5 protein-coding genes and 1 pseudogene are annotated in these 8,344 nt (G+C 64.6%); 3 read left to right on the top strand and 3 right to left on the bottom strand.

The window, feature by feature from the left end; all coding sequences use genetic code 11:
* Positions 1–162 precede the first annotated feature (162 nt).
* Positions 163–1,062: pseudogene (locus ACESL8_RS02775) on the top strand (N-formylglutamate amidohydrolase).
* Between the two features lie 199 nt (positions 1,063–1,261).
* Here ACESL8_RS02775 and ACESL8_RS02770 read toward each other — a convergent pair.
* The 3 genes from ACESL8_RS02770 to ACESL8_RS02760 all read right to left on the bottom strand — a co-directional run bounded on the left by ACESL8_RS02770 (position 1,262) and on the right by ACESL8_RS02760 (position 5,767).
* Positions 1,262–3,334 (bottom strand): TonB-dependent receptor, encoded by a 2,073-nt coding sequence (locus tag ACESL8_RS02770; protein WP_372915715.1) that lies wholly within the window; start codon positions 3,332–3,334, stop codon positions 1,262–1,264.
* Between the two features lie 151 nt (positions 3,335–3,485).
* Positions 3,486–4,244 carry a SapC family protein gene (locus ACESL8_RS02765; protein ID WP_372915713.1) on the bottom strand — a complete coding sequence of 253 codons (759 nt, stop codon included), beginning with the start codon at positions 4,242–4,244 and terminating at the stop codon, positions 3,486–3,488.
* Between the two features lie 104 nt (positions 4,245–4,348).
* Entirely contained in the window at positions 4,349–5,767 is a 1,419-nt protein-coding gene (locus tag ACESL8_RS02760; protein WP_372915711.1) for an FAD-binding oxidoreductase, read from the bottom strand.
* A 141-nt stretch (positions 5,768–5,908) separates the two neighbouring features.
* Between ACESL8_RS02760 and ACESL8_RS02755 the strand changes: the two genes are divergently transcribed.
* Positions 5,909–6,412 (top strand): hypothetical protein, encoded by a 504-nt coding sequence (locus ACESL8_RS02755; RefSeq protein ID WP_372915709.1) that lies wholly within the window; start codon positions 5,909–5,911, stop codon positions 6,410–6,412.
* A 227-nt stretch (positions 6,413–6,639) separates the two neighbouring features.
* The coding region (locus tag ACESL8_RS02750) for a TonB-dependent receptor domain-containing protein (RefSeq protein WP_372915707.1) at positions 6,640–8,344 on the top strand (1,705 nt) is incomplete at its 3' end.

Raw genomic sequence — 8,344 nt, 5'->3', positions numbered from 1 at the left:
TGCGACCCCTGCGATGTCAACACAGTGCTCTACCACTGAGCTACGCGTCCACGGGAGCCGGCCTGTTAATGGCATCGGCCCAGCTTGGCAAGTCCCGTGCACGGGGGTGCGCGTCATTTGTCACCTTGGCAGCGCCGCGCCTGCGTGCTTGGGCTGGCGGTGATGGTAATTCACGCTTCCGCCCCTGGCCAGCCGGAGAAATTTTCGTGGGGCCACTTGTCCGGCGATGCCGATGGCCGCTGGCCGTTGCTGATCACCTCGCCGCACAGCGGGCGCCACTATCCGCCGGCAATGCTGGCCGCCTCCCGCCTGCCTTTGCTGCAATTGCGGCGGGCCGAAGATGCGTTTGTCGATGCACTGCTGGACGGCATTGCCGGCGTGCCGGTGCTGGCCGCCCCCCCTGCCCGCAGCTAGCTTGATCTCAATCGCCGGCCGGACGAGCTTGATCCGGCGATGTTCGACGGCGCGCTGGCTGTACCGGTAGCCAGCAGCGACCGGGTGCTGGCCGGGCTCGGGGTAATTCCGCGCCTCGCCGGCCACGGGCTGGATATTTATGCCCGCGCCCTGCCAGCGGCCGAAGCGCCGGCGCGGCTGGCCAGCCTGCATGCACCCTGGCATGGCCGCGTAAGCAGCATATTGGCGGCCGCGCGCGGGCGGCACGGCGCGGCGCTGCTGCTCGATTGCCACAGCATGCCGGCTCCAAGCGGGCCGCGGCCGCCGCAGATCGTGCTGGGCGATTGCCACGGGCGCAGCGCCCATCCCGCCATCATGCAGGCCATCGAGGATCATTTTCGCAACTGTGGGTGGCGTGTGGCACGCAACGCGCCCTATGCCGGCGGCTACACCACGCGGCATCACGGCCAGCCCGGCACCGGCATCCACGCTGTACAGATCGAGATCGATCGTGCGCTGTATCTGGATGGCCATCGCCTGGCACTTCATGACGGCGCCGCCAGGATGCGCACGGTGTTGACCGCCTTGGTACAGCGGCTGGTGGCCGATTGGCCGCGATTGGCAGTTGCGCCGCCGGCGGCTGGATCCTGGGCGCAAGCCGCCGAATGAAGGCAACGAAAAGGCCGCACCGGATGGGGGGAAACGGTACGGCCAAATCGAAGCGCCTGATCCAGGATCAAGTCGTCTCGGGGAGGGTGGCAGGCAATGCCACGGGCGGCAACCGGGTGGGGGAAAACAGCACCGCCGTAGTCCTGATTTCGGGATGCAGGTGCCAATTTTCAAGGGCCGGTCGGCGAAATCTTTGCGCTCAGAATGCCGTGCGCAGCGATACCCTGATGTCCCGTCCGAACAGCGGTGCCACATCTTTGAGAAAGCTGGTGTGGCGGCGGGCTTCGACATCGAAGATATTGTTGGCCTGGACCATCAACGTGGTCGGCGTATCGGCACCCAAGGGCTTCCACGACAGGCTGGCATTGACCAGCGAAAAGGCCGCCGTGCGGGTTTCAAAGCTGGCGGTGCGATCCTGCGCGGTGACATGCTCGATTTCCATCCGGCCACCAACAACGCCGCCGCTCGCCTCGACGCCGCCGATCGCGCGCAGCGGCGGGATGCGCGGCACGGCGCCGCCGCCAGAGCCGCTGGTACTCAGGATGGTGGCCCGCGTGTAATCGAGCAGACCGGTGATTTCGACGCGGGTGCTGCCCAGCTGCGCCAGCGTGTATCCGGCTTCGGCTTCCACCCCCCAGAAATGCGCATCGACTTGCTCATACTGGAACACCGGCAGATCGTTTTCGAGCAAGCCAGTGGGATTGAGGAAGATGTAGTTATCAAACCGGTTGATGAAGGCCGATAATTCCAGCCGCCAGCCCGTCCCGCGCCCGCGCAGCACGGCTTCGGCCCCCAATTGGCGTTCGGTGCGGAAATTCGGGTTGCCGATTTCAAAGGCGCGGGTGGCGACATGACCGCCGTTGGCGAACAATTCTTCGGCAGCCGGGGCGCGTTCGGTGCGCGCGCCACTCAAGGCAAGCCTGAAACCGCCGCCCAGACCAAGCGAACCGCCCACCGACACCGAAACGGAATTGAACGTGCGTTCGCGCCCAATCACCGCCGATTGCACATTGGCATGCTCAAAGCGCGCGCCGCCTTCCAGCCGCACGGCGCCCAGATCGAATTCCTGCAAGGTGAACAGGCCGAACTGCCGGGTTTCGTTGGCCGGAATATAGGCCTCCTCGCCCACTGCGCGGAAATTGCGGCTGAAATATTGCATGCCGGTGGCGCCCTGCCAGCCGTTCACATCGGTCTGCACCAGCTCGATACGGGCTTCCCAGCTGCGGTTGAAAAAGCTGGTGCCAATGGCGCCATCGGGCTCGATTTCGTCGTGGCGGTAATCCGCCCAGCCGCCGCGCACCCGCACTTCCTTGAAGGCACCGGCCAGCGGCACCGCGCCGCGCACATCAACCCGGTTCTGGCGCATGGCGAGCGTGATGTCCCCATGCTCTTCCCCCTCATCCTCGTCATGGCCAAGCTCGAGCCCGCCCGGAATGCCATAACGGTTCTGCAGATGGCTCACGGCAACGCCGAAATTGGCGCCGTTCGTGCCAATCCAGGCGACGCCGGCAGCTGCGTCCCAGGTTCGTGCGCCGGTGTTGGCCAGCCGGCCGCGCGCTTGGGCTTCTTCGGCCGCCTCGCCGCCCTCCTCCGCCGCTTCCCGGCGCAGGCCCTCACTGAACACAAAGCCGCCTGTACGATAATTGTCCGATTCAAAGAAACTGCCGTCAACGTGGGCAACAAATCCGCCGCCCAGCGGCAAATTGAGCGCCGCCGCGATGTTGCGTTCGCGCGCCGCCGTGCCGACGCCAGCGCTGGCATCAACGTGCGGGCCGCCTTCCGGCACTTCGCGCGGGATGCGCAGGTCGCGCATGTTGACGACGCCGCCGATGGCCCCCGATCCAAACAGCAAGGCCGCCGGACCGCGCAAGATCTCTATGCGATCGGCCAACAGCGGATTGGCGGCGACCGCGTGATCAACCGACGTGTTGGACACGTCAAAGCTGCCGATGCCATCGGTAAGTACGCGCACGCGCTCGGCATCGAGGCCGCGCAAGATGGGCCGCGAGGCGTTGGGGCCAAAGAAAGTGGCCGACACGCCCGGCTGCCGCGCCAGCGTCTCACCGATCGTGGAGCGCATTTGCAGTTGCAGCGCATCGCCCTGAAGCACGGTTACGGCGGTCGCCACCAACTTGCGATCGCGGGCATACGGCGCACTGACGATGATTTCAGGATCGCTGGTGCCGTGCTGCGCATCGGTTTGCACGTCTTCTGCGGCAAACACCGGGGCGGCCGACAACAGCAACAACACAGACAGGGGCAGACGCAACATCAGCAAACACCTTCAAAAATTCAGAATGAAGAATATGACCGCCGTGATATGATGATACGTTGTAACACGTCAAGCGCTTCCATGGCGCATGACAAAAAAGGGGGGCGGTGGCCTGGCCACCGCCCCCCTTTTCATTGACCGGCGAAACGGATCAGGCGGCCTTGGCCGCCGTCGCTGCAAACTGGCGTTCAAACAGCGGGCTGATCAGCGACAGGCTGAACAGGTGGGCATAAATCAGGCCCATCAGGCCCGATTGCACCATCTTGCGGGCCTGGTCGCCGCGCAGGTTCTGCAGTTTCTGCTCGTCCACCATGCGGAAACCGCGATACACTGCCGGCTGCGCCAGGCCGTCGCGTTGAATGGTGACTTCACCGTCCATCAGCAGATCAAGCTTGGTGAGTTCTTCCATGAACGAACGGGTGCGCATCACGGCCTGTTCGAACTGTTCGCAAAACTGCAGGATGGCCTTGGTGGTGTCGGTCGGATCGGTGCCATCAAACAGCTTCTCGCCTTCGTTTTCCACGACGATGCCAGCAGTATCATCAAAGCACAGCGACAATTCCTGCGACTCCGGGGCCAGCCGGGCCAGCATGAACGGATAGCGGCGCACGAAGGCGGGCACATAAACGCCCGCTTCCCACTGATCATCGGCGCCCAGATACAGGTTCTCGCCTTCCTGCAAACCAACCAGCGCCAGCGGGGCGGGATTTTCGCCCACACCGAACACGATCGGGAAATTGCGCTGCACCAGCGGGAATTCATCCACCGTCACCGGGATGGCGTGGGTGCCGCGGGTGAAGCCCAGATCGCCGCGCGGCTTCAGGCCATGGCTGGGGTGCAGCTGCGACGACAGCGGCGCCAGGCCGCCATAGAACAGGGGAAGTTGGTTGGCAGGAGGCTGGCTGGCCATGAGAATATCTGCGCTTTCGTGACTGGAGTGAAGAATTGGTGCGCTTTCCTAAAGCGCAGATGGCGCTTCTGCAAGGCTGTGCTGCGGCGGCGTGACGCGGTACTTCAATACAGTTTGCCCGGGTTCATGATGCCCAACGGATCAAGCGCGTGTTTTACCGCGCGCATGGCCGCAAGCCGCGCCGGATCGCCCAGCCGGGCCAGATCATCGCGCTTCATCACCCCGATGCCATGTTCGGCCGAAATCGAACCGCCCGCAGCCGCCACCATTTCATGCACACGCGACGTGATGGCGGAGCGGTGGGCAGCGATCCACGTGGCGGCGCCTTCCCCCACTGCAGATTGCTTGGGCGCACGCACATTGAAATGCAGATTGCCGTCGCCCAGATGGCCAAACGCCAGCACGCGCGCGCCGGCAAATTCGGCCTCCACCACGGCAGCTGCCGTTTCGGCAAAATCGGCCATCGCCGATACCGGCACGGCGATATCGTGATGCACCGCCGGGCCGTCCCTGCGTTCGGCCAGCGGCAATTCCTCGCGCCGGCGCCACAAGGCCGCCGCCTGCGCGCCGCTTTGGGCGATCACCGCATCATCTGCGTCCGCCAGGCCTTGCGCCAACACATCACCCAGCGGCTGCGGCCCGGCCAATTCCACCAGGCATTGCCAGGCGTGGCGGCCGGCCAGCGGCGGCGCCAGGCCAAGATGCGCGGCAACCAGATCAACCCCGTCAGCAGGGATCAATTCAAAACTCTCCACCTGCCCGCCGCTCAGCTGCCGCAGCCGCGTGAGCAGTTTCAGCGCCCGCTGCGGCCGGTCCACCCCGGCCCAGCCAACGGCGCGGTGTGCCGGCGCCGGCACCAGTTTCAGCGCAACTGCGGTGATGAAACCCAGCGTGCCTTCGGCGCCGATCAGCAGCTGCTTGATATCAAGGCCGGTATTGTCCTTTGCCAGGCCTTGCAGCTGGTTCAGCACGCTGCCATCGGGCAGCACCGCCTCCAGCCCCGCCACCAGCGCCCGCATGGTGCCGTGACGCAGCACCTGCACCCCGCCGGCATTGGTGGCCGCCAGCCCGCCGACCGTGGCCGATCCCTTGGCCCCCAGCGACAGCGGAAAGGCCAGGCCCAGTTCGGCGGCGGCAGCATGGACATCGGCAAGGATCACCCCGGCCTGCGCCACCAGCAATTGCCCGGCGGCATCGATGTGGAGAATGCGGTTCATCCGCGAGCAGCTGACCAGCACCGCCGAGCCATCGGCCGGGGGAATGCCGCCGCCCACCAGCCCGGTGTTGCCGCCCTGCGGCACCAGCGCCGCCCGGTGTGCGGCCGCCGCCCGCACGATTGCCGCGAGGGTGTGGACGTCACGCGGCAGCAGCAACAGCGGCGTTGCACCCTGATAGCGCCCGCGCCAATCCACCAGGCGCGGGCCGATCACATCTTGATCCTCGCTCCAGTCAGTGCCGGCAGCGGCCTTGAGCGCAGCCAGCGCGGCGGCAGAAGCGGGCGGTGGGATCACGAGATCAATCATCGTATCTCCCTACCGGTTTTTCGCCGGCAGCTGAACCCCGGCTTGCGAACGATATTCAGCCATGGTTCAAGCGGTGCCGGGCAGTTGCCGTCACTCGCGGGGGCTGGCGGGAGCAGCCACGCGGCAGCACCGAAAGGAAAAATGGCAGATTTGTCGGTGTTCGGGCCTGGCGTGACGATAGGGGCGGCGGCGCTGATGCTGGCGGCTGGAATGTTGGCAACTGGCCCGGCCATGGCGCAAAATCGCCGCCCGCCAACCGAACCGCAAAGCTTTGATAGCCAGGCGTGGCGCCGCGTGCCGGTGCGTCCGGGCGGCGGCGAAATATCGGCGCGGCCGCCGCCGCCGCGTGCCGGGCAAACCCGCTGCATCGCCATCAATGGCATCGCCGGCGCGCAGCTTTATGGTGACCGCGCCATCGAACTTTCCATGCGCGGCGGCCGACGCTGGCGGCTGCACCTCGCGCAGGAATGCCCGGCGCTCAGTTTCTACCAGGGCTTTTACTATCAACAAAAAAAGGCCGGCCAATTGTGCGCCGGCCGCGATGCCATCGGCGCGCGCTCGGGCGGCGAATGCGGCATTGCCGCCATCGTGCCGGCATCAGTTCCGGCGCCAGTTCCCCCTGCCAAGGCCCGCCGGCGCCGCTGAAACCGCCCCTGCCCGTCGTCAAACTGTTGCAGGACGGACACAGACAACACTCCACAACACCGCAAACCCGGCCAAACCCTGCGGCACACTGGACAAAATCCCTGTCGCCTGTCCAAACTGATGATTGCAGCATGAGGCTCACAAGGGCGTCATGTATTGGCACAGGACTTGGCCATCAGAGCCGCGAAAAATTGTCCGGTCATTTGGACTCAAGGGGAGGACGTCTTATGAAAATCACGTTTGGAATCCGTGCTGGCCTGATCGCCAGCGCATCGCTGATCGGCCTGGCTGCATTGCCGGCCATGGCGCAGACCGCGCAGGGCGAAGACACCGGCATCGCCGAAATCGTGGTGACCGCGCAGCGCACCGCACAAAGCCTGCAAGACGTGCCGATCGCGGTGACCGCGTTTGACGCCACCGCCCTGCAGCGCCAGCAGATCAACAACCCGCTCGACATCCAGCTGACTCTGCCCAACGTCACCTTCACCAAGGGCAACTTCACCGGTTCCAGCTTCACCATCCGCGGCATCGGCGATCTGTGCGTCGGCGTGACCTGCGACAGCGCCACGGCCATCCACACCGAAGGCATGCCGCTGTTTGCCACTCGCCTGTTTGAAGCCGAATTCTTCGATCTGGAGCGCGTCGAAGTGCTGCGCGGCCCGCAGGGCACGCTGTTCGGCCGCAACGCCACCGGCGGCGTGGTCAACTTCGTCAATGCCAAACCGCGCATGGACGCCATCCATGCCGCTGGCGAAATCGAATATGGCAATTTCGATTCGCTGCGCCTGAAGGGCATGTTCAACCTGCCCATCACCGATACGCTGGCGGTTCGTGTGGCCGGTACCTATCTGCGCCGCGACGGTTTCAGCAACAACCTGTTCAACAACACCCGCATCGATGGCCGCGATCTTTACGCCATCCGCGGCAGCATCCGCTGGGAACCGACGGAAAATACCACTGTCGACGCGATGGCCTATTATTTCCGCGAACAGGATAATCGCAACCGCAACCAGAAACAGCTGTGCCAGACCGATCCCACCGGCATCCTGGGCTGCCTGCCCGGCCGGCGCGACAACGGCTTCCTCAATGCCAATTCCACCTTCGTCGGCACGCTGGCCAGCCGCGAATTCCTGACCACGCAAGGCGGCGCCGCGTTTGGTGCGCTGGGCCTTGGCAGCCTCTATGGTACCGATCCCTACAATTATGCCGGGCACACCAACCCGGCCAGCGTGCGCGACATCCGCACCGATTACACGCCGAAATATTTCGCCGAAGAAGAACAATACATGCTGCGCATTCAGCATGATTTCGGCAGCATCAAGGCGCAGGTCACCGGCATGTACCAGCGTAACGCGGTGGACAGCTCGGTCGATTACAACCAGAGCGTGTTCAACCCGGCCGTCGCCAGCAACGCGCTGGCCACCGCCCGCGCCTTTTCGGCTGCCATCCCGGGCCTGACCAACGTCGTCAACGCGATCAGCAACGGCGCGCAGTTCTGCACGTCGCAGCCGGTCGAGAACGGGCTTGGCGCCTACGGCGGGTTCCGTGATTGCTCCGCCACCCCGCAGGATTTTGATCGCTCCAACCAGATCGTGCGCGGCAAGACCCTCGAAGCCATTGTCAGCTCGCAATTTGAAGGCAAGTTCAACTTCCTGGTCGGCGGCATCTACGTTGATACCGTGCTGCCCGAAAACAGCTATTACGTGAACAGCTGGGGCATCGACTATTTGGTGGGCGTGCTCGGCGCGGCCAACGGAGGCTATCTTGGCACGCCGTTCTTCCGCAACAACACGCAACGCTACACCCTCAAAAGCTATGGCCTGTTTGGCGAAGCCTACTACAACATCACCGACAATCTGAAGTTCACCGCCGGTCTGCGTTACAACAACGATGAAAAGGCCGTGAGCGCCCGTTCAACGCTGGCCAGCTTCT

The organism is Sandarakinorhabdus sp., from assembly GCF_041689835.1.
Classification (GTDB): Bacteria; Pseudomonadota; Alphaproteobacteria; order Sphingomonadales; family Sphingomonadaceae; genus Sandarakinorhabdus.
The sequence above is the reverse complement of the archived record's forward strand: the minus strand, read 5'-3'. Positions and strand labels throughout refer to the sequence as shown.